The sequence below is a fragment of the Alteromonas sp. KUL150 genome (genome assembly GCF_009811475.1).
GTDB classification, from domain to species: domain Bacteria; phylum Pseudomonadota; class Gammaproteobacteria; order Enterobacterales; family Alteromonadaceae; genus Alteromonas; species Alteromonas gracilis.
In genome coordinates, this window is record NZ_BLIJ01000019.1 from 1 (window position 1) to 23,968 (window position 23,968).

At 45.3% G+C, this 23,968-nt stretch carries 17 protein-coding genes; 9 read left to right on the top strand and 8 right to left on the bottom strand.

The genetic code is table 11. The annotated features are described in order from the left end of the window. The first annotated feature begins 169 nt into the window (after nucleotides 1–169). Both GVO62_RS03775 and GVO62_RS03780 read left to right on the top strand, forming a co-directional pair. Complete coding sequence (locus GVO62_RS03775; RefSeq protein ID WP_159117832.1) at nucleotides 170–724, top strand: PH domain-containing protein; 555 nt, start codon at nucleotides 170–172, stop codon at nucleotides 722–724. Next, nucleotides 724–2,427: a PH domain-containing protein gene (locus GVO62_RS03780; RefSeq protein WP_159117801.1), complete on the top strand. Its 1,704-nt coding sequence runs from the start codon at nucleotides 724–726 to the stop codon at nucleotides 2,425–2,427. The genes GVO62_RS03775 and GVO62_RS03780 overlap by 1 nt, the downstream gene beginning before the upstream one ends. A 104-nt stretch (nucleotides 2,428–2,531) precedes the next feature. Here the strand turns inward: GVO62_RS03780 and GVO62_RS03785 are convergent, their stop codons facing one another. Both GVO62_RS03785 and GVO62_RS03790 read right to left on the bottom strand, forming a co-directional pair. Next, entirely contained in the window at nucleotides 2,532–3,740 is a 1,209-nt protein-coding gene (locus tag GVO62_RS03785; protein ID WP_159117802.1) for an AGE family epimerase/isomerase, read from the bottom strand. Nucleotides 3,741–3,752: 12 nt separating this feature from the next. After that, nucleotides 3,753–5,054 carry an MGH1-like glycoside hydrolase domain-containing protein gene (locus GVO62_RS03790; protein WP_159117803.1) on the bottom strand — a complete coding sequence of 434 codons (1,302 nt, stop codon included), beginning with the start codon at nucleotides 5,052–5,054 and terminating at the stop codon, nucleotides 3,753–3,755. A 194-nt stretch (nucleotides 5,055–5,248) separates the two neighbouring features. Between GVO62_RS03790 and GVO62_RS03795 the strand changes: the two genes are divergently transcribed. The 4 genes from GVO62_RS03795 (at nucleotide 5,249) to GVO62_RS03810 (ending at nucleotide 11,830) form a co-directional block, all read left to right on the top strand. Further along, the gene (locus GVO62_RS03795; RefSeq protein ID WP_159117804.1) at nucleotides 5,249–7,699 is read left to right on the top strand and encodes a TonB-dependent receptor; all 2,451 of its coding nucleotides are present in this window, start codon (nucleotides 5,249–5,251) and stop codon (nucleotides 7,697–7,699) included. A gap of 84 nt (nucleotides 7,700–7,783) precedes the next feature. After that, nucleotides 7,784–9,355: a sodium:solute symporter gene (locus GVO62_RS03800; protein ID WP_159117805.1), complete on the top strand. Its 1,572-nt coding sequence runs from the start codon at nucleotides 7,784–7,786 to the stop codon at nucleotides 9,353–9,355. A 30-nt stretch (nucleotides 9,356–9,385) separates the two neighbouring features. Beyond that, nucleotides 9,386–10,618, top strand: a complete 1,233-nt coding sequence (locus GVO62_RS03805; RefSeq protein WP_159117806.1) for a glycerate kinase type-2 family protein — start codon at nucleotides 9,386–9,388, stop codon at nucleotides 10,616–10,618. Between the two features lie 69 nt (nucleotides 10,619–10,687). Continuing rightward, the gene (locus GVO62_RS03810; RefSeq protein WP_159117833.1) at nucleotides 10,688–11,830 is read left to right on the top strand and encodes an ROK family transcriptional regulator; all 1,143 of its coding nucleotides are present in this window, start codon (nucleotides 10,688–10,690) and stop codon (nucleotides 11,828–11,830) included. A 6-nt stretch (nucleotides 11,831–11,836) separates the two neighbouring features. On the opposite strand, the gene GVO62_RS03815 is transcribed toward GVO62_RS03810, so the two are convergent. The 6 genes from GVO62_RS03815 to GVO62_RS03840 all read right to left on the bottom strand — a co-directional run bounded on the left by GVO62_RS03815 (nucleotide 11,837) and on the right by GVO62_RS03840 (nucleotide 20,165). Next, entirely contained in the window at nucleotides 11,837–13,096 is a 1,260-nt protein-coding gene (locus GVO62_RS03815; RefSeq protein ID WP_159117807.1) for a diguanylate cyclase, read from the bottom strand. A gap of 119 nt (nucleotides 13,097–13,215) precedes the next feature. After that, on the bottom strand, nucleotides 13,216–14,397 hold the full coding sequence (gene prpF / locus GVO62_RS03820) for a 2-methylaconitate cis-trans isomerase PrpF (protein ID WP_159117808.1): 1,182 nt from the start codon (nucleotides 14,395–14,397) through the stop codon (nucleotides 13,216–13,218). Between the two features lie 165 nt (nucleotides 14,398–14,562). Further along, nucleotides 14,563–17,154 carry a Fe/S-dependent 2-methylisocitrate dehydratase AcnD gene (gene acnD / locus GVO62_RS03825; RefSeq protein WP_159117809.1) on the bottom strand — a complete coding sequence of 864 codons (2,592 nt, stop codon included), beginning with the start codon at nucleotides 17,152–17,154 and terminating at the stop codon, nucleotides 14,563–14,565. 12 nt (nucleotides 17,155–17,166) lie between these two features. Then, entirely contained in the window at nucleotides 17,167–18,291 is a 1,125-nt protein-coding gene (prpC, locus tag GVO62_RS03830; protein ID WP_159117810.1) for a bifunctional 2-methylcitrate synthase/citrate synthase, read from the bottom strand. Nucleotides 18,292–18,561: 270 nt separating this feature from the next. Then, nucleotides 18,562–19,437 (bottom strand): methylisocitrate lyase, encoded by an 876-nt coding sequence (gene prpB, locus GVO62_RS03835; RefSeq protein ID WP_159117811.1) that lies wholly within the window; start codon nucleotides 19,435–19,437, stop codon nucleotides 18,562–18,564. Between the two features lie 65 nt (nucleotides 19,438–19,502). Continuing rightward, nucleotides 19,503–20,165: a GntR family transcriptional regulator gene (locus GVO62_RS03840; RefSeq protein WP_105929505.1), complete on the bottom strand. Its 663-nt coding sequence runs from the start codon at nucleotides 20,163–20,165 to the stop codon at nucleotides 19,503–19,505. 749 nt (nucleotides 20,166–20,914) lie between these two features. On the opposite strand from GVO62_RS03840, the gene GVO62_RS03845 reads away from it, so the two are divergent. From GVO62_RS03845 to GVO62_RS03855, 3 genes are all read left to right on the top strand, one after another. Then, entirely contained in the window at nucleotides 20,915–23,179 is a 2,265-nt protein-coding gene (locus tag GVO62_RS03845; RefSeq protein ID WP_159117812.1) for a TonB-dependent receptor, read from the top strand. Between the two features lie 126 nt (nucleotides 23,180–23,305). Then, on the top strand, nucleotides 23,306–23,581 hold the full coding sequence (locus GVO62_RS03850) for a hypothetical protein (protein WP_159117813.1): 276 nt from the start codon (nucleotides 23,306–23,308) through the stop codon (nucleotides 23,579–23,581). A 43-nt stretch (nucleotides 23,582–23,624) separates the two neighbouring features. Then, nucleotides 23,625–23,957 (top strand): hypothetical protein, encoded by a 333-nt coding sequence (locus tag GVO62_RS03855; protein ID WP_120961884.1) that lies wholly within the window; start codon nucleotides 23,625–23,627, stop codon nucleotides 23,955–23,957. Nucleotides 23,958–23,968 lie beyond the last annotated feature (11 nt).

Below are 23,968 nucleotides of genomic sequence, written 5' to 3' on the forward strand. Positions count from 1 at the left end.
ATTAATGGTATTACACATTATCAATGTAAAAAGAGGGCTTGCCCTCTTTTTTATTGCTTAGCTAAGAGATAAACGTTGCTCCAAGGCTTAAGGTTTTCTAGATGTTTAGTAGCGTTGAGTAAACCCGTAAACCGAACGGGCTAATTTAGAGGTAAAAGGAATTTTCGTGATGACGACTGACACGCCACAAGAAACCGTGTTTTCCAACAATCAGCTTAGCGTTGATGAAATACCGTCTTTTAAAACTCTTGCTTTAGTACCTATATCCAGAAAGTATCGCGCGCTAAATATCTTCTCAATTGGGTTAATAGCCTTTGCGTTGACGGGGACTATCACAGGGTTGAGGTTCCAGCGTTTTTGGTCGCTACCAGACAATCTACTTCTAGCTTACCCGTACGTTGTTGCAGTAATAGTTGCAATTGGTGGCGTGTGGGCGTTGTACCACTTTTTTGCCGACGTTCGCATATTTTACGCAATACGAGAACAAGACATAAGCAAGCAGTCAGGGCTCATTTTTAGAAAACTTTCTTGCCAACCTATATTGCGTGTTCAACACGTGGAGGTAAATCGTGGGCCGCTAGACAGATGGGCCGGCCTTGCTTCACTTCAAGTTTTTTCTGCTGGTGGCGAAATGTACACGTTTGAAATTCCAGGGCTAAGCCTGTCGCGCGCAGAGCAGTTGCGTGAATTTATTCTGGCGCATAAAGATATAGGTGCTCGCTAATGGCAGCGTCTGGGTCTTCTGAAAACCAAACTATAAACATTATGCGGTCACAAGAGCCAAACGATGATGTTTCTCTATCCCTACAAAACGACGGTGAAGGGAACGGTGAAGATAAGCCTGAAGTCGAGACTGGCGGCGACTGGCAACGGCTTGCTGTTATTTCAATTTTGTATTTTACCATTCGCAATTTTACCAATATGGCGCAAGGGCTTATTTACGCCGTTCCCGCATTAGCCATTTCGTTCAACATTTGGGATAACCTTTTTTCTCCTCAAGTGCTTATTGGCGCCGGAGTCTTATTTTTGTCCACGAGTGGCAGTGGTGTAATCAGCTACTTGATGTACAAATTTCGCGTGCACAACCAGCACGTTGAAATTCATCATGGTGTATTCCAACGCCGTTATACCAACCTGCCATTGTGGCGCATTCAAAATGTTAAGATAGAAAGGCCGTTTTACTATCGTCCTTTCGGCTACGCACTCGTGGTGCTTGATACAGCCGGGAGCGGTAAGGAAGAAGCCAAAATAGTGGCGGTACCTGAAAGTTACGCGGAAGCCCTAAAAAAACAGGTGCTGTATGAAAAAGTGCAGCACATCGGGGATGACGTTACTGGCAAATCTGATGAGGAAATGGGAGATAAGGATTCTAGTACACAACACTCCGCAAAAATCGATACTGCAGCTGCCAGCGCCCTTACAAATGAAGAAGTGCTTAACCGCCGTTCGGTTAAAGATATTATTATTCATGGTATTACTAACAATCGCGTTTGGATCATACTGGGTGCCGCAGCGCCTTTTTATGACGACGTATTTGGCGTGGTTTCAGAATGGTTAGCAAACAAGGGGTTACAGCTTAACCAAATCGTAGGCGAACAGACGGTGGCATGGTGGCAGTTTGGACTGTATGCCTTTGTCGTGTTAATGATGATTATGGCGTTGGTGGCGCTGCTTAGTGTTGGGGGCGCGCTTTTCACCTTCTACGGCTATACGCTTTCAAGAACAGGAGACCGGTATATACGTCGCAGTGGTTTGCTTAACAAGCTTGAAGTTAGTATGCGAGCATCGCGTATACAGATGATCACGGCAAAGCAAGACTGGTTAGATAAAGTGTTGAAGCGGGTAAATTTGTATTTCGAGCAAAACTCAACCGCTGGGCAGCAAATGCAAGAGCTTATGTCGCCGAATAAGCTCATTGTGCCATCAGTAACTGAAGATGAAGCTTTTGCACTTAGCCAGGAAGTAATGCCTGGCTGTGATTTGCGTGGACAGCATTATCAAACGATAAGTCGGCGCTTCATTCGATTTTGGCTGCTAGCAGCTTGGACTACTCCACTTCTCGGCATTTTCGTCGTTGGTGCAGTAACATCTCACTTAGACATTATGATTGGCGCAGTCTCTACTTTTATCATAGTGGCCCTTTTACTGACACTTAGATGGTGGCGGTGGGGAATAGCCTACGATAACAAGTACGTTTACATAAGACGGGGGCGAGTAGGCGTAGACTATCAATGCTTCGAGCCCTACAAAGCGCAGCAAGTGATCGTAAAGCAGAGCATATTTATGAAAAAAAGAAAGCTTGCCACTATTAAGTTTGTGCTGGCCTCAGGAGCGGTGACGGTGCCCTTCCTACCTGAAAAGTACGTGAACAAGCTTGCTGACAGCGTGTTGTTTGAGGTGGAGGCGACAAGAAAGTCTTGGATGTAATTGAGCTGGAATTAGTCAAACTCACTTTAATTACTGAGTAAAAAGCGCCGCCTTTTTAAAAGCTAGCACCTTTTACTCATTACGTATGATTTTTGTTTAAAGCTTTATTTTTGGTAAAACTTTAGTGCATCTAGCACGTCATAGCAGGCGCCCATTGTATGATAATCCGTTTTTCCAACTGGGCTTTTAGTCTCTTCTAGCTTTTCATTGTTAGCCGATAAAATCCTGAACCAAGCGCCATACTTGTGGTCGACCATGTGCCTCCAAGAGTAATCCCAAACCCGGTTGTACCACTGCCAATATTTTTCGTTACCCGTTTCCAGCGCCAATCGGGCGGCACATGCAAAAGATTCAGCTTGTACCCAAAAGTATTTTTCATCATCACAAATACTATTGTCGGGAGCAAAACCGTAGTATAAACCACCATTTGTTTCGTCCCAGCTCAACTCAATTACGGAATCGAATAGCGAGCAGGCGCGTTCAACTAACCAATCTTGTGGTTCATATTGGTGAATTTGTAACAATAGCTTTGCCCACTCAGTATGATGACCGGGCTGAAAACCCCAAGGACGAAAAAGGTTTTTAGGATCATCTTTGTTGTAATCCCAATCTACTTCCCATGTCTTCGTATAGTGTTCCCAAATTCGACCATCAGCTTTGTTTGCTTGACGAATGGTGATATTTCTAGCTAACTCTATAGCGCGCTGGAGAAAAGGAGCGTAGCGTGTTGCTTCGTAAGCCGCAATCAGCGCCTCGCAGCTATGCATGTTTGCATTCTGCCCACGATAATCACTGCATTGTGAAAAGTCAGCATTAAATTCGTCGTTGTATAATCCGAATTCGCTATCCCAAAAGTGCGTTTCCATAAGAGAAAACGTATCGTGAATATACTGCTCTGCCTCTTTTACCCCAGCGCGAAGTGCCCAGCTATAGGCTAAAATTACGAAGGCTAAACCGTAGCAGTGGTTAGTTGCATCAGTAACCGTGCTTTCGGTTCCATCCACAGACAGTGTCCAAGCGTAGCCCTTAGTATCTTTCTGCAAATGATATTCACGTAAAAATTCAATGCCAGACTCGACACGCTCCTTATAACGTGTATCACCATAAGCTATATGAGCTCTCGCATAGTTAAAAACAAAACGTGTAGAGCTCACTAAGTGACGAGTTTGTTTGTCATACACACTGCCGTCATCCATAAAGTTCTGATAGAAGCCGCCTGATAGAGCATCTACATTAGGCTCGTAGAAAGCCAGTATACTTTTTATATGTGTATCTAAGAATTTATTGGATGAAAAATCTGGTTGAGAAAGCATTCGAAGATCCCCTTAACCTTTTTCTGTGGTGTTTGGCAAAAGCCAGTAAAGCGCCATGGCTGCAGTCCAAGAGAAATCGGCTCCGCCACTTCGCGCGCCAGTTTCTGCATGGAATGATTCGTTAAACCCACTTGTATAAATACAAGCACGACTACCTTCTGTGATTCGCTGCGCTTGTTGCGTGAAACCATACTCTTCCAAGCCTAACACTATCATCCAATTTATATGAATCCAGATAGGCCCACGCCAATAGCGCTGAGGCTCGTAGTTAGGGTCTTCGGGGTGGGTCGATGAAATGGCGTATTCGCTATGATTAAGCCACTTATCTAACTCATCAATTAGCAAGTCAGTTTGATGCTCGCCAACGAGACCTGCGAAAAACGGTAATAGTCCGGCAGATGTACGAGCTTTACACATTGAATTGCTTCGGGTGTCAAAACTATGAAACATATTAGTTTCGGCGCACCAAAGCTTGTTAATTACGCCTTCAGTCAGGTTGAGTCTTTTCTCAAGGTAAGCTGTTTGTTCGTTACTTACACCAACTTTTTCGCATATTGCCAGCAAATCTTTCGTGGCGCGGTGCAGAATTGAAATAATGCTCACATCGTTTACACGATACGGACAATCTTGATAAATCAATGTATCGTCGAAATTCATCTTGCGGAAAAAGTCGACAAGATACAAAAAGCGATCATACTCCTTTTTGTGTGGACGTTCGGAGGCATCGATGTGATTTATGTCACGACGCGTATATTCCCAATCTACACATGGAACAGCTTCTAGTGCTGCATCCCAAGCAGGGCTATTATCCATGCCTGATTCCCACGGATGATAACTTACTACTAAACCTGTATTTTCAGGATCTCTCTGCTTATACCACCATAAGTGGTAATCGATGAGCTGGGGAACGATAGTCTCTATCTGAGACTCAGCAAGAGCACGATCTTTCGTCTCCTCAAACAAAATCTTGATAACGGAAGCTAGCACGGGAGGCTGAGTAATAGACGTACTATCCGGTGAATTCTGTACGCCCCAAATATCAGGACCAGGGAAGTAAGTATCTGAATGCTTGTGGAAAACAACATGGGGCACCATTCCTGACTTCCATTGCGCGCTGAGCAATGACGTAGTTTCTTCCCAAGCTCTAGGCTCATCAAAAGGAAGCCAACCTAAAGCCACGATGGCTGAATCCCAGTTCCACTGAAATGGATACAGTCCGTGCGTAGGCACCGTATAGCCACCAAGATCGTTTTTAATTAGCGTTGCTTTCGCTTCTTCAATGAGATGCGCATCACGGTTTTCTATATTCATCATTAATGTTTACCCAATATGAGTTTTAGATTTAGCAATTATTACACAAAAATTTAAAAATAAAACCCATTTTGGGTTGAAAGTGATAAATTTGTGTTTTATTGTAAATGGGAAGTTAATCGCGAGGTGTTGTGTTCGGCAGTGTGTGAAGCCCTACTAAGACACTCAACATAATTAAAAACGGTTGGAGATACACAGTGAATAAACTACTTCTTGCGACGACTATTTCGTCGCTATTAGCTGGCAATGCAATCGCCCAAGACGCTGAAAAAAATGATGGTGCTCAAGGCGACAAAGCTAAAAAAGAGTATGAACAAATCGTTGTTACGGGCACCAGTCGTGCTCGTTTGGTAGCGGAAACGCCGCAGTCGACTACATCCATGGGCGCGCAGGAAGTAGCGAAACTCTCAATGAGTAGCCAAGCCGATGTTCTTCGTTATGTACCGGGTATAAAGGTAGAAGGCGGTGGTGGTGAAGTCGCTACTAACTTGCAAGTTAGAGGCTTACCGTCATCAGGTCAGTTCCAATTTACTCCATTACTGTATGATGGTTCACCCACTTTGAGTGCGTTTGGTCTTAACTCATCTGCATACGATGTGTACTTTAGGAACGATTTAGGTATTGAGCGTGTAGAATTTGTTCGCGGTGGTGTATCTAACCTATTTGGTCAAGGCTCTGTCGCTGGGGTTATTAACTACCTTTCTAAGAAGGGAACTGAACTTTCAGAAAGCACAGTGCAGCTGGAGTTATCTGATAACAATCGCAAGCGTTTAGATTTTGCGACAAGCGGGCCTTTGAACGAAAAAGGTATGTATTACGCTATGTCTGGTTTTTATCGTTATGATGAAGGCCCAATTGACACTGGACTGCCTACTGAAGGCTACCAAGTTCGCGGTAACATTCACAAAGAATTTGATGACGGGAGCGGTTACTTCACTATCTATGGCCAAGCCATTAACGATGAAGTGCAATTCTTTCTCCCTCTGCCACTCGACGCTCAAAGCCGAGAGCGTGTTGCTGGCAATGACGGGCGAGAAGTAGAATCAACCCAGACTTTCTACGCATCAGGTTTATCTTATGACACTGCAGATGGACGCTATCGCACTCCGATTGAAGAGGGCGTCGCAACAAGAGGTGGCTCGGTGTCTATGGAATTCTCGAAAGATTTGGGTAATGACTATAGCGTACTTGCGCGTGCGAAATATGCAAGTTACGACCACCAGTTCAATTTATTCCTTGATGGAGACGGCATCATTAATGTGCCGGAAACGCAAAGTGAATATTTAGCAAACCGTGGGCTTGATGAGCTAGGTAGTGCAGCATTTACTTATGCGGGAACAGACATTGCGCTACCCGAAGGTGACCTATTATTTGCAAACCGTATTCTAGATAGAGATAGACCCGCTACAGACTTCTCATCTGAGCTGAATATTGTTAAATATCTCGATATTGGTGACTTCTCCCATAGCATTACGGTAGGTACCTTTTTCTCAAGTGCTGAGGCAGAAGACAACAATGTAATTACTCGATATCTTGGTGAGTTTAACAACCAAGCTCGTTTGGTCGATTTATCGATTACCGATCCAGACAATAATAGCGTAATAGTCAGTCAAAATGGCGTCACCGGCCCTGGTATTAGTTTCTCCGATACGACTATTTCTGCACGCAGAAATGCCTTCTATATTGCTGACCAAATGCAAAGTGATGATTGGATCATTGATATTGGTCTGCGCTGGGAAGAAATAGACGGCACGATTACACGAGAAGGTAATCAAACGGTTGTCGTTAATGACGATCCTATGCTCTATCAAGACTTACAGGTGAATGTAACGGGTAACGGTGCTTTAACTCACGGTAACGTAGATAACTCGGAACTTGCTTATTCAATAGCTGCGCTCTACAAACTGGCCGATAATTTCAACGTTTATGCTAACTATTCACGAGGGTTTTTCTTCCCTGAACTTCGCGGCGTTGCGTTTAATCCTAACGGTCAACCAGGACGTTACGAAAGTGAAATAGTGAAGCAAGCTGAGGTAGGTGCCAAATTCTTCTTAGATGATTTTGTGGGAACGGTAGCGTTGTTCAAAACCGATCTCGAAGACAGACGTTCTGTTGACTTCGTGAACGACGAAAACGGCGTAGCAATTGAAGTCCCTGTTTTTCAGTCTACAGAAGCTTATGGTGTTGAAATCGTTGGTAGTTACAACATTACCGATGACTTAATCTTCGATGCTAACTTTACCTTTACTGATCATGAATTTACCGAATACGATTCAGATCCTTCTGTGATTGGTAACGAGTTAAGAAGAAAACCGAACGTAATGTTTAACTCTGCCTTGCGTTATACGCTAGATGACTGGGATATCTCTTTCTACCACAATTACCACGGTAAAAACTTTACTAACGACGCTAATTCTGTTGAGTTAGATGACTTCCACGTATTCCGTTTAGATACGGGCTATACATGGGAACTCGGACAGAATGAGCGACTTCGTGCAAGTATCGCTGTCTGGAATCTATTCGATTCAGATGGTATTACTGAAGGGTCTCCTCGTCTAGGTAATAGCCAAACGGCAGGTGAATCTTACTTCGTAGGTCGCCCTATATTACCGCGCCGTGTGTCTTTGCGTTTGCGTTATGATTTCTAGTCGACGTTGACACTCCCCCTCGCTGATGGCTCTTAGCGGAGCTATCAGCTTTTTATTTCGCGACTTGAATAATAAGAACAGCATATGAATTTTTTAGATTATATTGTAGTGATAGGTTACCTTGCCGCTTTGCTGTATATGGGGTTCGCCTTAAGACAGCAAGAAGACAAGGGTGATTATTTTCTTGGTGGCAGAACGTTAGGCTGGAAGCCGCTAACACTTTCCGTAATGGCCACACAGCTCTCTGCAATTAGCTTTATTTCTGCTCCGGCTTTTGTTGGACTGCGGGATGGCGGCGGTATGATTTGGCTGTCTTATGAACTGGGTATTCCTATTGCTATGATCCTGCTACTAGGTACTATCCTTCCGTCTCTATACAAGTCGGGCGTAGTCAGCATATATGACTACCTAGAGCAAAGATTTGGACGTTTAACTCGCGTTCTAATAAGCATTGTTTTCCAATTTAGCCGTGCGTTTGCAACGGGTATCATGATTTATGCAGTGTCGATTATTCTGCAAGGCACTATGGGCATTGAAGCTTGGCAGGCCGTGGTGCTTACCGGCATTATTACTGTGCTTTATTCGCTTCAAGGCGGTATGAAAGCGGTAGTTTATGCCGACGCCATACAAATGGTAATAATTGTGCTGGGCACCATAGCGTGTATAGCCATCGGTCTTCATGCACTTGGCGGTTTTGACGCACTGGTAGAGCAGGCTCCTAAAGAGCGGCTAACCGCAATAGATTTTTCTTCTTTGGGTTTTAGTGGCGATGGATTTGGTTTCTTGCCAATGCTGTTTGGTGGGATTGTTCTTTACGCGTCCTATTATGGCTGTGATCAAACACAAGCTCAGCGTGCGTTATCGGCAAGAGACGAGAATGACCTTCGGAAAATGATTGTCGCCAACGGAATTATTCGTTTTCCTATAACATTGCTGTATTGTTTTTCTGGGTTAATTGTTGGCACACTTGCGCTTACCAACACTGACTTTTTCAGTAAAATCCCTGCTGATAACCCAGACTGGTTGATGCCGACCTTTATCCTAAATTACCTTCCGCATGGGTTAATAGGGCTTTTGATTGTGGCTATCTTATCTGCCGCTATGTCTTCGTTAAGCTCAGCTATCAATTCACTATCGGCGGTGACCGTTGAAGACTATTGCCGCATAACCGATACAGAACTTGAGCAAAAAAGTTATCTTCGCGTGGCTAAAATCACTGGTTTAATATGGGGTGGCGTTACGCTTGTTCTTTCTCTTTTTGCAGGAAATATTGCACCAACAATAATTGAAGCTATCAACAAAGTTGGCTCTGTATTTTACGGGCCTATACTCGCGCTCTTTTTACTTGCCGTAGCAAGTAAAACGCTGAGCGGACGACACGTTAATTTGGGGCTCATTGCAGGCGTTGGAACAAACATCATTATTTGGCTATTCGTTCCAGACATTTTTTGGTTCTGGTGGAATGTCATCGGCTTTGTTGTCACCTGCGTGGTTTCAATAGTAGCGCGCAGTGTATGGCCTTCATCAGTATCTTCAAATGATACTAAAAAGCTTGTTTTTCACTCGATTCTAACCAAGAGCGACATTTTCATATTGCTAGGCTTTTTTATCGTCATGCTAAGCGTATGTTTACTTCTCCCTTCACTATTTTCATAAGGGTCCTGCGGACCCTTTTAGAGGTTTCAAATGATTAAAACATTCCTTTTATCTTTGTATGAAGAAGCGGTGAGAGTTAGCAAACCTAAACACTGTTTGCCAAAGTACTTCGCTTCGTTTGATAAGAATCAGCGAGTATGTATTCTGGGGGCGGGTAAAGCGGCAGCAGATATGGCCGTTGAGGCCTATAACTACTTCGGCGATAACGCTTACGGTTTGGTGGTGACACGTTACGGCTACGAAAATACAGAGCCTACAGGCAATATCGAGGTTCGCCTTGCTGCACATCCAGTCCCTGATGAAAATAGTGTAGAAGGGGCTAAAGCGTTATTGTCTTTGGCATCTAAGGTAGCCCCTTCAGAAAATGCTATTTTCCTTATATCCGGCGGCGGGTCGTCACTCGCTTGTGCTCTGCCAGAGGGTATTTCACTGGATGAGAAACTTGCACTGCACAAATTCTTATTGCGAAGTGGTGCAAGCATTGAGGAAATGAATACAGTTAGAAAACACGTTTCTGTTATCAAGGGGGGAAGACTTGCCGCTGCGTCGAGAGGGATAAATACAAGCTTAGTTATTTCAGATGTTGTGGGTGACGACCCAGCTTTTATTGCCTCAGGACTAACGGTTCAAGATACTACAAAGCCTGAAGATGCAATCGCTATTCTCGATAGGTATGGATTTAGTGAAGCGTCTTCTATTCGTGACCACTTAAATCAAGCTTTGCCGCTTCCGAAGGTCTCAGGTGACTACACATTGGTGGCTAATGCGCAAAGTGCAATTGATGCCGCTGTTAAAAAAGCGAAGGCGGCTGGTTGGGATACCGAGATTATTAGTTATACAGAAAGAGGAGAGGCGCAAACAGTCGCTAAACGGCATGCAGAAATCGCGCTTGAATATAAGAAAAAAGGTAAGCCAATTCTACTTTTTTCAGGCGGAGAACTTACGGTGACCCTAGGTGATTCTGAAGGTGAAGGCGGGCCGAACCAAGAGTATCTCATGGCTCTTGCACACGCACTCGACGGAGAGCCAGGAATTAGTGCCCTAGCAGCCGATACAGATGGAGTTGATGGCAGCAAAGATGTGGCAGGCGCCTTTATTGACGAAGGTACACTTGCGAAGGCATTTAATAAGGGGCTTGATGTAAACGTATTATTAAATGAGCACAATAGCTTTGGCTTTTTTGATGCTCTTGACGCGCATATAGAGATTGGGCCAACACGAACAAACGTGAATGATTTCAGAGTGATTTCTATTTCAACGTAGTGGGAACTCAGCGTAAGTTACGTATAATAGGTACAGCTTAATTCGAATATGTTGAAAGTGAAATCTATGCTGACATCGGCGAGAAACAATCAATTGCTGCGTGGTAATTTCGAGCTTGGCAAAGGCGAAAAGTTGCTTCAAGACAATCCCAAAGCTATCGTCAAAGAGGTGTTTTGGACTCACGGCATAACACAAAGAGCAATATCTGCCGCCACAAAAATACCCCAGCAGACCGTTTCTCGTTTGGTGATTACACTTATTGAAGATGGTCTTATCAGAGGCGTCGGTGAATCGGGGAAAGCCTCCACAGGACTAGAGCCAAACCCCGAGTATGCTTATAGCTATGGCTTGTCGATATTGCTTGATGCTATATCCATTGCTTTGATGAACTTTAAAGGTGAAGTGGTTGCAACCCGGCACGTAGAATTAGACGATATGGGAATTGCTTCGGTACTATCAAAAGCCGTGTCTGAAGTTGAAGCAATGTCAGCAGAACATAGTATCGATAATGACCGTATACTCGGTATTGGCGTAGGCATTTCAGGCTTCTTCAGCTCAAATGATGGCAAAATGAATACGCACCATGCAATTGAAGAATGGGCTGATATCAATATTGCAGATACTGTGGCAGATGCATTTAATTTACCCACTTGGGTAGTAAATGATGGGACGGGAGCCGCCGCTGGTGAGGGGATCGCAGGGGTAGGGCGGAAGTATAAAAACTTTGTGTACTTCTTCGTATCAAGTGCATTTGGCGGGGGGTTGATCAATAACGGTGACATGATTCGGGGAACCCATGGCAATGCCGGGGAGCTGGGCGATATGCTACCTGCTAAACTGTATAGCCACCCAAACCTGAAGTTGCTTGAGCGTATATTGTTAAAGCACGGTGTTGAGGTACCATCAATGTATCGCTTAAATGAAGTGTTTGATCCTGAGTGGCCTGGGGTTGATGAATGGATCTATAAGGTGCAAGACTCATTCGATTTAGTCGCAACGGCAAGTTCAGCATTGCTTGATAGCCAAGCCATTATCATCGGCGGTCACATACCGACTAAATTGGCGCAAAAAGTCATTCCAAGGATTGACGTATATGCACAGTTTAGACGTGGTGCTAAGCGTCCGATGCCCGAAATCGTTTGCGCTGGAGTAACCGATTGCCCGGTTGCAGTGGGAGCAGCAACACTGCCTATAAGAGACTGGTATTTGTAATTTAATCTATGCTTGTAAAGACACTTTTTGCTTTCTATCTCTAAGAATTATCTGATCTTTACCTGCATGCTTCGCTTCGTATAATCGAGCGTCAGCAACTTCTAATTGAGACTCCAAGGAGTCGTGCTCTTCGGCACACACACCGATACTGCACGTCACGTTGAATTTATGGTGAGTAAATCTGGTGGTGCGCACAGTGTCCATAAATGTAGCGAGCGCTGAAAGATAAACTTTTGGTGGTCTTACTGAAACTACAGTGAATTCTTCACCACCGTAGCGGACTATCAGGTCGTCTGGAAAATAGTCTTTTAGAAGTGCGGCGAATTCCTGTAATAATACGTCGCCGGTTTTATGACCGTAAGTATCGTTCACGCCTTTAAAGTTATCGGCATCTATCATCGACACTATGACATTTGATCTGGTTCCTTTATTTTCGAACAACTCTTCGGCTTTTTCATAAAGAAAACGGCGGTTATAGACCTTAGTAAGTGGATCTAAATTAGCTGAGTCACGAATAGTTTGAATCATTTCCTGCGATTCAAGGTTCTGCATTATGCGGCAATAGAATTCTTCGTGATAAAAGGGCTTTGAGAGAAAGTCATTCGCGCCGCTTTTAATAAATTTAGAAGTAAGCACGCTATCGCCAGTGGCAGAAAGCCCGATAAAAACGAGATCTTGCATTCTCTTTTCGTGGCGTATCGCCTTAACCAATTCATAGCCGTCCATGTTAGGCATACGATGATCAGCAATCACCATTTTAATGTCGCGATGATTATCAAGCTCATCGAGCGCTTCCACACCATCGCTTGCTTCGTGAACTTGAAACCTGAATTTGCGAAGCAAGGAGCAGATATGGTTCCGGCTCGTCATAGAGTCCTCAACAACAAGTACCTTTGTGTTTAGGTTTTTTCTTAAGCGATCAACCAGCTTAGATACCTGTAGGTAAGAATAGCGAGACTCTTTCGTAATATAGTCTAGCACGCCCTGATCGAGCAGTTGCGAACGAGTAAATTCATCGAAGTTACCGGTCAGTACGATTGTTGGAACGTTATGAGAAAGTGCTAATTCGACGCTTTCGCCACGGGGGGCGTCGGGAAGATTTAAATCAACAATAGCGGCCAAGTATTCGGTGCCGCTCTCAAGAGCCCCTTTGGCCTCAGCTAAATCTTCACAGAGATCACATGTAAAATGAGGATTTTCTTCAATAAGTTTATTGACGATCTTACGGACAGTCACGCTGTCTTCTACTACAAGCACTTTATACATGTGAACTTCTCTTGATAACTACTCGTTTATAGTAATCAACAATTACTAAAAAAGCCCTCTTGAAGAGGGCCTTTCATACGAATGTCTATATTGAGACTTTTCGATGCCGGCTAATGCTCTTAGCTCTGTTCGACAGGAACGCGCACGTTTCCTTCCATAAGCACCCTTGCACTTCGGCTCATTACTGCTTGGTTGATATGCCACTTGTCGTCTTCAAATGACGCTTTCGCACCAACGCGTAGCGTGCCAGAGGGGTGCCCAAAGGTCACTGAATCTCTGTCTTCTCCGCCAGCTGCTAGGTTCACCAGAGTACCTGGAATTGCCGCAGCCGCAGCGATAGCTACGGCTGCCGTACCCATCATTGCGTGGTGAAGTTTACCCATTGATAACGCGCGAACTAGCACATCAATATCAGAGCCTAAAATGTCTTTTCCGCTTGATGCCTTATATCTTCTAGGAGGTGCAACAAACGCAACTTTAGGCGTGTGTTGTCTGTTTGCGGCTTCGCCTACATCTTTAATTAGACCCATTTGAACAGCGCCGTGTGCACGAATGGCTTCGAATTTAGACAGGGCCCCTGCATCGTTGTTGATGTCGTCCTGTAATTCTGTGCCCGTGTAGCCAATATCTTCAGCGTTAATGAAAATAGTTGGAATACCCGCGTTTATCATGGTCGCTTGAAGTGAACCAACACCAGGTACTTCAAGTGTGTCGACCAATCGCCCTGTGGGGAAGATAGCACCCTCACCGTCCGCTGGGTCAACAAATGCTACTTCTACTTCTGCTGCAGGAAAGGTAACCCCGTCTAGCTCAAAATCACCGGTCTCCTGCACTTCGCCATTAGTGATGGGCACCTTGGCAATAATCGCCTTATTGATATTGGCTTGCCAAATATTGACAATCGCAATGCCGTTTTCGGGGATTCTATCCTTGTCGACAAGGCCATTGCTGATTGCAAACGCGCCAACGGCGGCTGTTAAATTACCGCAGTTACCGCTCCAGTCCACAAATGGCTTGTCTATGGCAACTTGCCCAAATAGATAGTCGACATCGTAACCTTCACGTTCACTTTTGCTTAAAATAACGGTTTTGCTGGTGCTTGATGTAGCACCACCCATACCGTCAGTTTGTTTACCGTATGGATCAGGGCTTCCGATAACACGCAGAAGCAGGGCATCGCGCGCAGGTCCCGGCTTTTGCGCTGCTTCTGGCAAATCGGTTAAATTGAAAAACACACCTTTACTGGTACCTCCACGCATGTAGGTAGCCGGTACTCGAAGTTGTGGCGCATACTTTGTCATGTTTTTTCCTTCCCAAAAAATAGTAAACCCTGTCAACAGAAGTTAGCTGATTTAGGAAGTACTGAGTTGGGTGCGGGACCCTCAATTCGCATGGATGCGAATTGGGAGCCTACATGGATGTATTCACGGCGTGTCCTGCAACCGGCTCAGTTCTTCCCAGCTGAATCAGCTAGCTTCCGCTTCTAAGAAGTCTTTGGCGAAGCGTTGTAGTACCCCGCCTGCGCTGTAAATAGAGACTTCTTCACCTGTATCTAAGCGACAGGTTACGGGCACTTCTAGCTGCTCGCCGTTTTGACGGTTTACTACTAGCGTCAATGTTGCGCCTGGTGAAGGTTCGCCGCTTACGTCGTAGGTTTCCGTGCCGTCTAGCTCTAGCGTCTTACGTGTCGTGCCAGGCTTAAACTCAAGCGGTAGCACGCCCATACCAATGAGATTAGTACGGTGAATACGCTCAAAGCCTTCAGCTACAATCACTTCAACGCCTGCAAGACGCACGCCTTTAGCTGCCCAGTCCCGTGATGAACCCTGACCGTAGTCGGCGCCTGCAACAATAATCAGAGGCTGTTTACGGTTCATGTAGGTTTCGATGGCTTCCCACATGCGGACTATTTGGCCTTCTGGCTCAACGCGGGCCAGTGAACCTTGCTTCACTTCACCGTTTTCCAGCACCATCTCGTTGAACACTTTCGGGTTCGCAAGAGTAGCGCGCTGGGCGGTTAAGTGATCCCCACGGTGGGTGGCATACGAGTTGAAGTCTTCTTCGGGTAGCCCCATTTTTGCCAAGTATTCACCCGCGGCACTGCTTGCCATAATGGCGTTCGAAGGTGATAAATGGTCTGTGGTGATGTTGTCACCTAAAATGGCTAACGGACGCATACCCTTCATGGTGCGCTCGGCATCCATTGCACCTTCCCAATAGGGTGGGCGGCGAATGTAGGTGCTCATTTCACGCCAGTCGTAAAGTGGGTTAATGTCTTTTCCATAGTCAACGCTCAAGTCGAACATTGGCTCGTATACTTTTCTGAAGTGTTCGGGCTTCACCGACTTAGCAACAATAGCGTCAATCTCTTCATCGCTTGGCCAAATGTCTTTAAGCGTTACCGGGTTGCCGTCTTTATCAGTACCTAGTACATCTTTTTCAATGTCAAAGCGAATGGTACCGGCAATAGCGTATGCTACAACCAGCGGTGGCGATGCCAAGAAGGCTTGCTTAGCATAGGGGTGAATGCGACCGTCAAAGTTACGATTGCCCGATAATACCGCCGTGGCGTATAAATCACGGTCAATAATCTCTTGTTGAATTTTAGGGTCTAGCGCGCCGCTCATACCGTTACAAGTAGTACACGCAAAGGCAACTACGCCAAAGCCTAAATCTTCTAACTCGCTCATTAAGTTGGCTTCTTCAAGGTACAGCTTAACGGCTTTAGAACCTGGCGCTAGTGAACTTTTCACCCATGGCTTGCGGGTCAAACCGCGCGCGTTTGCATTTCTGGCAAGTAAGCCTGCTGCAATCACGTTTCGCGGGTTAGAGGTATTAGTACAGCTGGTGATAGCTGCGATAATCACCGCGCCATCAGGCATTTTGCCTTCTTCTTCAGTCCATTTAGCTGCGATACCGCGACTTTCTAAGTCGCTTGTGGGTAAGCGTGCATGCGGGTTAGACGGCCCGGCCATGTTTCTGCCTACGGCAGACAAATCAAACGTAAGAACTCTTTCGTACTCGGCAGTTTCTAAGTCATCAGCCCAAAGCCCAGTGTGTTTAGCGTATTTCTCAACAAGCGCAATTTGCTTTTCTTCACGCCCAGTTAAGCGCAAGTAATCAATAGTTTGCTGGTCAATGTAGAACATGGCTGCAGTGGCACCGTATTCCGGTGTCATGTTCGAAATGGTAGCACGGTCGCCGAGCGTTAAGTGCGATGCACCCTCACCATAGAATTCCAAGTACGCCGATACAACGCGCTCTTTACGCAAGAATTCGGTAAGCGCTAGAACAATGTCTGTAGCCGTTATGCCTGGCTGTGGTTTGCCGGTCAGTTCAACGCCTACAATATCGGGCAAACGCATGTAAGATGCGCGACCAAGCATAACACTTTCAGCTTCAAGTCCGCCAACACCAACTGCAATAACGCCAAGTGCATCAACATGTGGTGTGTGGCTGTCAGTGCCCACTAGTGTATCAGGGAAGGCGACGCCGTCACGAGCTTGAATAACCGGCGACATACGCTCCAAGTTGATTTGATGCATTATGCCGTTACCTGGAGGGATAACGTCTACGTTTTTGAACGCGGTTTTAGTCCAGTTAATAAAGTGGAAACGGTCGTCGTTACGTCTGTCTTCAATCGCACGGTTTTTCTCGAACGCGTCTTTTTCAAAACCAGCGTGCTCAACAGCTAATGAGTGATCAACAATCAACTGCGTTGGAACAACTGGGTTCACTTTCGCCGGGTCACCGCCTTTTGCTGCGATAGCATCGCGAAGGCCTGCTAAGTCTACAAGGGCTGTTTGCCCCAAAATGTCGTGACAGACCACGCGAGCAGGAAACCACGGAAAGTCTAAGTCGCGCTTGCGATAAATAAGCTGTTTAAGCGAGTCGGTTAACATGTCAGGGGCGCATTTGCGCACTAAGTTTTCAGCCAGTACACGCGACGTGTAAGGCAGCTTGGCATAGGCACCTGGCTCAATAGCATCTACCGCTTCACGGGTATCGAAAAAATCGATACCCGCGTTAGGAAGCGGTTTACGGTAATCAATATTCATAAAATCTTAACCTTACGCGCGTTCGCTGATAGCAGGCACTGGGCGAAGCTCTTCACCTGTGTACTCGGCAGATGGACGAATAATACGGTTGTCAGCGCGCTGTTCCATTACATGCGCGGCCCAACCTGTAAGACGAGACATTACGAAGATTGGCGTGAATAGCGGTGTAGGAATGCCCATAAAGTTATACGCAGAGGCATGGAAGAAATCGGCATTACAGAAAAGCTTCTTCTCGCGCCACATGACTTCTTCACAGCGAACAGAGACAGGGTAAAGCACGTCGTCGCCCACATCGGCAGCCAGTTTTTCTGACCATTGCTTGATGATTTCGTTACGTGGGTCAGAATCAGAGTAGATAGCGTGGCCAAAGCCCATGATCTTCTCTTTGCGCTCAAGCATGCCCATCATTTTCTCTTCAGCGTCGTCGGCAGAGGTAAAGCCTTCTATCATTTCCATTGCGGCTTCGTTTGCACCGCCGTGAAGTGGGCCACGCAGTGAACCGATAGCACCGGTCACGCAAGAATGCATATCAGATAGCGTTGAAGCACACACTCGTGCTGTAAATGTAGACGCGTTAAACTCGTGCTCGGCATACAGAATTAGCGATACATGCATAACTTGTTCATGCAGTTCACGTGGCTTTTCGCCATGAAGCATATGCAGGAAGTGACCGCCAATTGAATCGTCATCGGTTTCAACATCAACGCGCACGCCGTCGTGCGAGAAGCGATACCAGTAACAAATAATGCTAGGGAAACATGCCAACATACGGTCTGTCACATCTTGCTGTTGCTCGAAGCTGGTTTCCATTTCAAGGTTACCTAGCATTGAACAGCCTGTACGAAGTACGTCCATTGGGTGGGCATTTTTTGGAATGCGCTCTAGCACTTCTTTCAGTGCTGTTGGAAGGCCGCGCATGCCGCGAAGTTTTGTTTTATAAGCGTCCAGTTCAGACTGGTTAGGTAGCTTGCCCTTAAGAATAAGGTACGCCACTTCTTCAAACTGGCAGTTTTGCGCTAAGTCTTTTACGTCGTAACCACGATAGGTTAAACCAGAACCTGATTTACCTACGGTTGATAATGCTGTTTTACCTGCAACTTGGCCGCGTAAACCCGCGCCACTTAACTGTTTAGCCATCTTGTTGTCTCCGGTCTTGTATAATATGTAAGGTACTTTTGAAAAATATTTCTGATTAAAACGGTTAAAACTCAACTTAAACTGGGTGCGAGGCAGCGAAATAGCGGGGGCGGTGCACAGGGCGTCACCCCTTTGAGGCATGGATGCCGAAACGGAGCCCCCATGGATGGGTTCACGGCGTGGTAACGCCCTGTGTACTGCCCCTGTTCCAAGGAGCTTCACCCCTGCATCCTCGTACCCGCCAACTTCAAGCTGCAATCGTTTATTAATTTAGTTTTTGCTTTCTGCGAATAGGGCATCTAGCTTTTGCTCGTATTCGTGGTAGCCAAGGTAATCGTATAGCTCCATGCGTGTTTGCATGGTGTCGACAACGGCTTTTTGGTCGCCGTATTCAAGTATAGATTTATACACCATTTCTGCTGCTTTATTCATAGCGCGGAATGCACTTAGTGGGTACAGCACCATGTCGGCACCCCATTCGCCCAGTTCTTCTTTATTCCAAAGCTCGGTTTTGCCAAATTCTGTGATATTGGCTAGGATCGGAACGTCTAGTGCTTCTGCAAATGCGCGGTAGTGCTCTTCAGTTTGCACTGCTTCTGCGAATATGCCATCTGCCCCTGCTGCAACATAGGCTTTAGCACGTTCAATGGCTTTCTCTAAGCCTTCTTGAGCAAATGCGTCAGTACGGGCCATGATGAAAAAATCTGGATCTGTTCTGGCATCTACCGCGGCTTTAATACGGTCTACCATTTCAGCAGTGCTCACAATTTCTTTATTAGGGCGATGGCCACAACGTTTTTGTGCCACCTGATCTTCCATGTGAACGGCCGCAGCTCCCGCTTTTTCCATATCACGAATGGTTTTGGCAATGTTAAATGCACCGCCCCAGCCGGTATCAATATCGACTAAAAGCGGTAGATCACAGGCACTGGTAATACGCTGAACATCTGCAATTACGTCATTAAGCGAGGTCATGCCTAAGTCTGGCAAGCCGTAGGATGCATTGGCTACGCCGCCGCCTGATAAATAAATGGCTTGGTGACCAATAGCTTTTGCCATCATGGCGGAATAGGCATTGATAGTACCTACAATTTGTAGGGGTTTGTTCTGCTCAAGGGCGGTTCTAAATTTCTTTCCTGCACTCATGATAATCACTCGCTTATTTGAAAGTAGGGTAGAGGTGAATAAGATTTGAAGAAGCGTTGGTAGAATTAACCATGATTCAACTTCTTCTCAATATTGTTTTTTGAATAAAGAATATGGCGGCGCATAAGCATTTCTGCTAGTTCCTCGTCGCGGTTCGCAATGGCGTTAACAATGTGTCTATGCTCGTCAAACGCAGTGCTCACACGGGGCCCTGCCATACCTAACTGCACGCGATACATGCGTACAAGGTGATACAAACCGTCAATAAGTACGCTAATTAAATGTTCGTTTTTGCTGCCAGTTACAATTCTGTAGTGAAAGTCTACATCGCCGGCCTCTTGATAATAGCTGTGGCTGTCTTTGACTTTGTCGAAGTGGCTGTCTAGCAGTGCCTGCATGTTTGCAATTTCATCATCGCTCATGTAGCGGGCAGCTAAACGGGCCGCCATGCCTTCTAACGCTTCGCGCACCTGATAAAGTTGAATGAGTCCTTCGGGTGAGAGTGCTACAACGCGAGCGCCAACATTGGCTTTGCGCTCTACAAGGTGGCAGGTGGCTAAGCGGTTAATTGCCTCGCGAATAACCGCACGACTGACCTCGTACTTTGTCGACAATTCCATTTCACTCAGCTTGCTGCCTGCGGGAATAACGCCCTCTACTATGTCCTTTCTCAGTTGAAAGAACGTGCGGTCAGCGTTGGTTATGGCTTGTTCGCTTTTTGATAGCACAATACATAGTCTTTTTTTGAGGTAATGTCGACAATATATGTCTTATTCAGTCTTTATTCAAGTGTAATTGGTGCATATTGTCGACAAAGGGGTGAGATATTAGTCGTACGTTGGCGGTGAAAAGTCCCGGTATTTTTCATCAGTACTAAGGATATGAGTGATGGATTCATGAAAAAAGTGCTGGGTACTGAAATTGTTTTTACCTGTAAAAGGATAAAGAATTGTTTTTAAAGCGCGCTAACTTTCAATAGCAGTAATGCGTGGTTAGATTTTGTCCAACTGGTCAAGCTTTCAACATTGGTTTTTTTACACCATTTTTTAGTGGTTAGACCTGTTAAGTATTTGAATATATTTAGATTTTAATCCTATTATCTGAACTTGAAAGTCAGTGCGATACCTAACCAATTAGTCTAATATTGAAGTCTTGATTTAGTAAAAGTGTAATATTTCACTTTGCAAGATCGCAAAGTGACGGTAACATGTCGTTCCAGTCTTCAAGCCTAAATTCTTCTACTGAGTTTTAAGGGACTGGAAAAGTATTCACTACTTTTGAAGCAGAGTTTTATTGAAAGTAAGTTTGTAATGTTTTATTACGACTTACTTTTTTATTGCCTGTAATCCGGTATTAGCACAAGGTTATGTGCGCCTCTTAATTCAGTGAGTTTAGCCTTTCAAAGTTCCAAAGAAGAACTTGAAGCAGCCTATAACAACAAATTTATACCTAACACTCACGCAAAAGGGGTTACACCATGAAAACCAATACTGACGTGTCTAAGACACTCGCCAGTAAGCTTTCACCTGTCGCACTAGCAGTAGCGATGACCGTTCCAGCTCTTTCAAACATTGCCGTTGCTCAAGAAGCTGAAGCAACAGAAGAACAAAAGTTTGAAGCCATTACCGTTACCGCAACAAAACGCCCTCAAGTCATTTATGAAGTTCCTATCGCAATCAGTGCTTTTGACGGCGACAAGCTAGCAGCACAAGGCATTACAGATCTAACAGACGTAGGTAAGTTTGTACCAAACCTTAACGTTACTGGTTTCTCTGCGGGCCACACGTCTTCTGTAAACCCTTTTATTCGTGGTATCGGTCTTCAAGATCACCTTATTACTACAGATCCTGGCGTAAGTGTCTACGTTGACGGCGTCTATCTGGGTCGTCAAGTTGGTCAAAACTGGAGCTTAAACAACATCCAGCGTATCGAGGTGCTTCGTGGCCCTCAGGGTACACTATATGGTCGTAACTCAATTGGTGGTGCTATCAACATCATTACAAAAGAGCCAGATCAAGGTGATGTAACTAAAGTAAATACCGAGTTTGGTACTCGCGGCCGCGTTAAAGCCGACATCTTTGTTAACCATGGCTTAACTGAAACTGTTGCGTTCAACATGAATCTAGCGTTTAACAAACGCGATGGCCTAGGTGAGTTTATTAATGTACCTAACGCTGAATACGATGTGGGTGAAACTGAAGATATTTCAGGTCGTGTATCACTTAAGTGGGAACCGTCTGACGACTTCCGCATGGTACTAACCGCAGATGCAAACAACGGTGACGGCGGCCTACGTCCTTACACTGTGCTAATTGACGAAGTGGGCTCTGCGCGCTATTTCGGTGGTGGCAACGGCTTAGGTGTTGAGTTGCGTAACACAGATGTTACACCTGAAGGTGCTGACATTTATGATAATGCTACAGGTACTGAAGCGGTAACTGGCGTATCGAACGAAGCCCGCGGTCTTTCACTGACTACCGAGTGGGATATCAACGAAGATTACACCGCAAAGGTGGTAGCTAGCCAACGTACATCTAAGTACAAAGCGGGTCTTGATGATGACGGTACCGTTTTTTCATTAGATCAGTTCCCTGAGCGCGGTGAAGCTGACCAAACCTCTATTGAACTTCAGCTTAACGGCTACATCAACGAGTACACTGACTTTGTTGCTGGTCTTTACTATTTCAATGAAGAAGGTAGCAACCGCCAAGGCGACGACTCTAACTTCGACGGCGGTCCAAACTTACTTGAGCTAGACCAAGAAACCACATCTAAAGCGGTATATGTAAATGTGCGTCGCGACCTAACTGATGAGCTAAGCGTGTCAGGTGGTATTCGATACACCGAGGATGAAAAAGAAGCGTCTGCTAACGTATTTTCAGCACTTGGTACAATCTTCGACTCAAACGAATGGGATGAAGTTACTTGGGAGCTTGCTACCAACTATACGTTTGAAAACGGCATGACAGGTTACGCAACTATTCAGTCTGGCTACCAGTCGGGCCAGTTTCCAGCACGTCCTTACTGCCTAATCGGCCAGTTCTTCGGTGCGGGTGGCTTCGATGATATCGAAGGCGCGCAAGCTGCCGTACGTGCCAATAACTGCTTCACAGCGTCAGACAACATTACTGCAACTAATTATGAAGTAGGTATTAAAGGTCGTGTAAACGACTACTTTGACATCAGTGTTGCTGTATTTAACACTGAGTTTGAAGATCTGCCTTACCAAGTAAGTCGCGTAAGCGAAGGCGGTTTCGACACAGCCAACCTTGTTGTTGAACAAACATCACGCGGTATTGAAGCTGATGCAACGTTCAACTATGGCAACTTCAGCATGATGACCAGCATTGGTTACATGGATGTTGATGTGGAAGAGCAAGACGGGTTTAATCCGGTAGCACCACTGACTCCAGACCTTACGCTAGCAATTGGTCCACAATACACCTTCGAACTTGATGGTGGCGATTCAATTCGCGTGCGTGCTGACTACTCTTACCGTTCAGAAATGTACGGTGAGCCAACATCTGCGCCAGAGCGTATGACAGAGCTTGACAGCCGTGCGTTAGTTAACTTTGATATCGCGTATACGCCAGCGAATGAAGCGTACACAGTCGCACTTTACGGTCGCAACATTTTCGATGAGCGTTACGACAATGCGCGCTTGAATACAGGTGACTATATCCTGCAAATTTTAAGCAACGACGCGAGTGAGTTTGGCGTTAGATTCTCAACTGAATTCTAATAGCTACAACGAGTTATGATTACAAAGCCAGTCTTCAGACTGGCTTTTTTTTGCTTATTTTTTCTTGTTTTATCTTCATTATTGGCATAGTTTTAAAACTGTTCTAGCAATGTCCGACGATTATCTATGAAAACAAGCGCGCTTTACGGCATTACTTTACTCGCAGTATCTATGCTTGTATTTGGCTGCACTTATACTGTGTATCTACCTGACGATGTAGAAAATCACGCTAACAAAAACGATGGAGTAGCGACTGCTAAGCCAGAGTTTGGCAATCAGTGCCGTTATAGTGGTAACGGTGAATATGGGGTATGCCCAACGGCAAATGGTGAAATGGTTGGAACTGCGTGTTCGTGTCCTTCACCATCAGGGCAAATTATGGGAACGGTGTCTAGATACTAGGCCCTTATCGCAGCTAGACCTTAAAATCATATGGAGTTGAGGTGTGGGATTGTTTACCAATTTTAAAAAATCGCGGTTGGAAAAAAAGTTTAAGAAAAATGAATGGGTGGTTATACAGCCCATTTCGTTCGCTCAGTTTGAACAGCTTATAGTCGACCATGTTGATAGCGGCTGGGAAATTGAAGATGACTATGAAAGACTGGCAGAAAATACGTCAAAGTGGCAATGCGAATTACGCAAAGGAACCAGTATTCTTACCTGCATTTGGACAGCTAACCACCAAGGTATTGTATATGGACCTGAACGGGTACTTACCGGACTATCTGAAAAGCTAAAAGTCTCCACATCTAAAACTATCACGACACCTTGGTTTTAAGTTAGCATTTT

Excerpts from the sequence above, each read along its gene's own strand:
- GVO62_RS03775 (WP_159117832.1), top strand. The coding sequence starts at position 170 with ATGACGACTGACACGCCACAAGAAACCGTGTTTTCCAACAATCAGCTT.
- GVO62_RS03780 (WP_159117801.1), top strand. The coding sequence starts at position 724 with ATGGCAGCGTCTGGGTCTTCTGAAAACCAAACTATAAACATTATGCGG.
- GVO62_RS03785 (WP_159117802.1), bottom strand. The coding sequence starts at position 3,740 with ATGCTTTCTCAACCAGATTTTTCATCCAATAAATTCTTAGATACACAT.
- GVO62_RS03790 (WP_159117803.1), bottom strand. The coding sequence starts at position 5,054 with ATGATGAATATAGAAAACCGTGATGCGCATCTCATTGAAGAAGCGAAA.
- GVO62_RS03800 (WP_159117805.1), top strand. The coding sequence starts at position 7,784 with ATGAATTTTTTAGATTATATTGTAGTGATAGGTTACCTTGCCGCTTTG.
- GVO62_RS03805 (WP_159117806.1), top strand. The coding sequence starts at position 9,386 with ATGATTAAAACATTCCTTTTATCTTTGTATGAAGAAGCGGTGAGAGTT.
- GVO62_RS03815 (WP_159117807.1), bottom strand. The coding sequence starts at position 13,096 with ATGTATAAAGTGCTTGTAGTAGAAGACAGCGTGACTGTCCGTAAGATC.
- prpF (WP_159117808.1), bottom strand. The coding sequence starts at position 14,397 with ATGACAAAGTATGCGCCACAACTTCGAGTACCGGCTACCTACATGCGT.
- acnD (WP_159117809.1), bottom strand. The coding sequence starts at position 17,154 with ATGAATATTGATTACCGTAAACCGCTTCCTAACGCGGGTATCGATTTT.
- prpC (WP_159117810.1), bottom strand. The coding sequence starts at position 18,291 with ATGGCTAAACAGTTAAGTGGCGCGGGTTTACGCGGCCAAGTTGCAGGT.
- prpB (WP_159117811.1), bottom strand. The coding sequence starts at position 19,437 with ATGAGTGCAGGAAAGAAATTTAGAACCGCCCTTGAGCAGAACAAACCC.
- GVO62_RS03845 (WP_159117812.1), top strand. The coding sequence starts at position 20,915 with ATGAAAACCAATACTGACGTGTCTAAGACACTCGCCAGTAAGCTTTCA.
- GVO62_RS03850 (WP_159117813.1), top strand. The coding sequence starts at position 23,306 with ATGAAAACAAGCGCGCTTTACGGCATTACTTTACTCGCAGTATCTATG.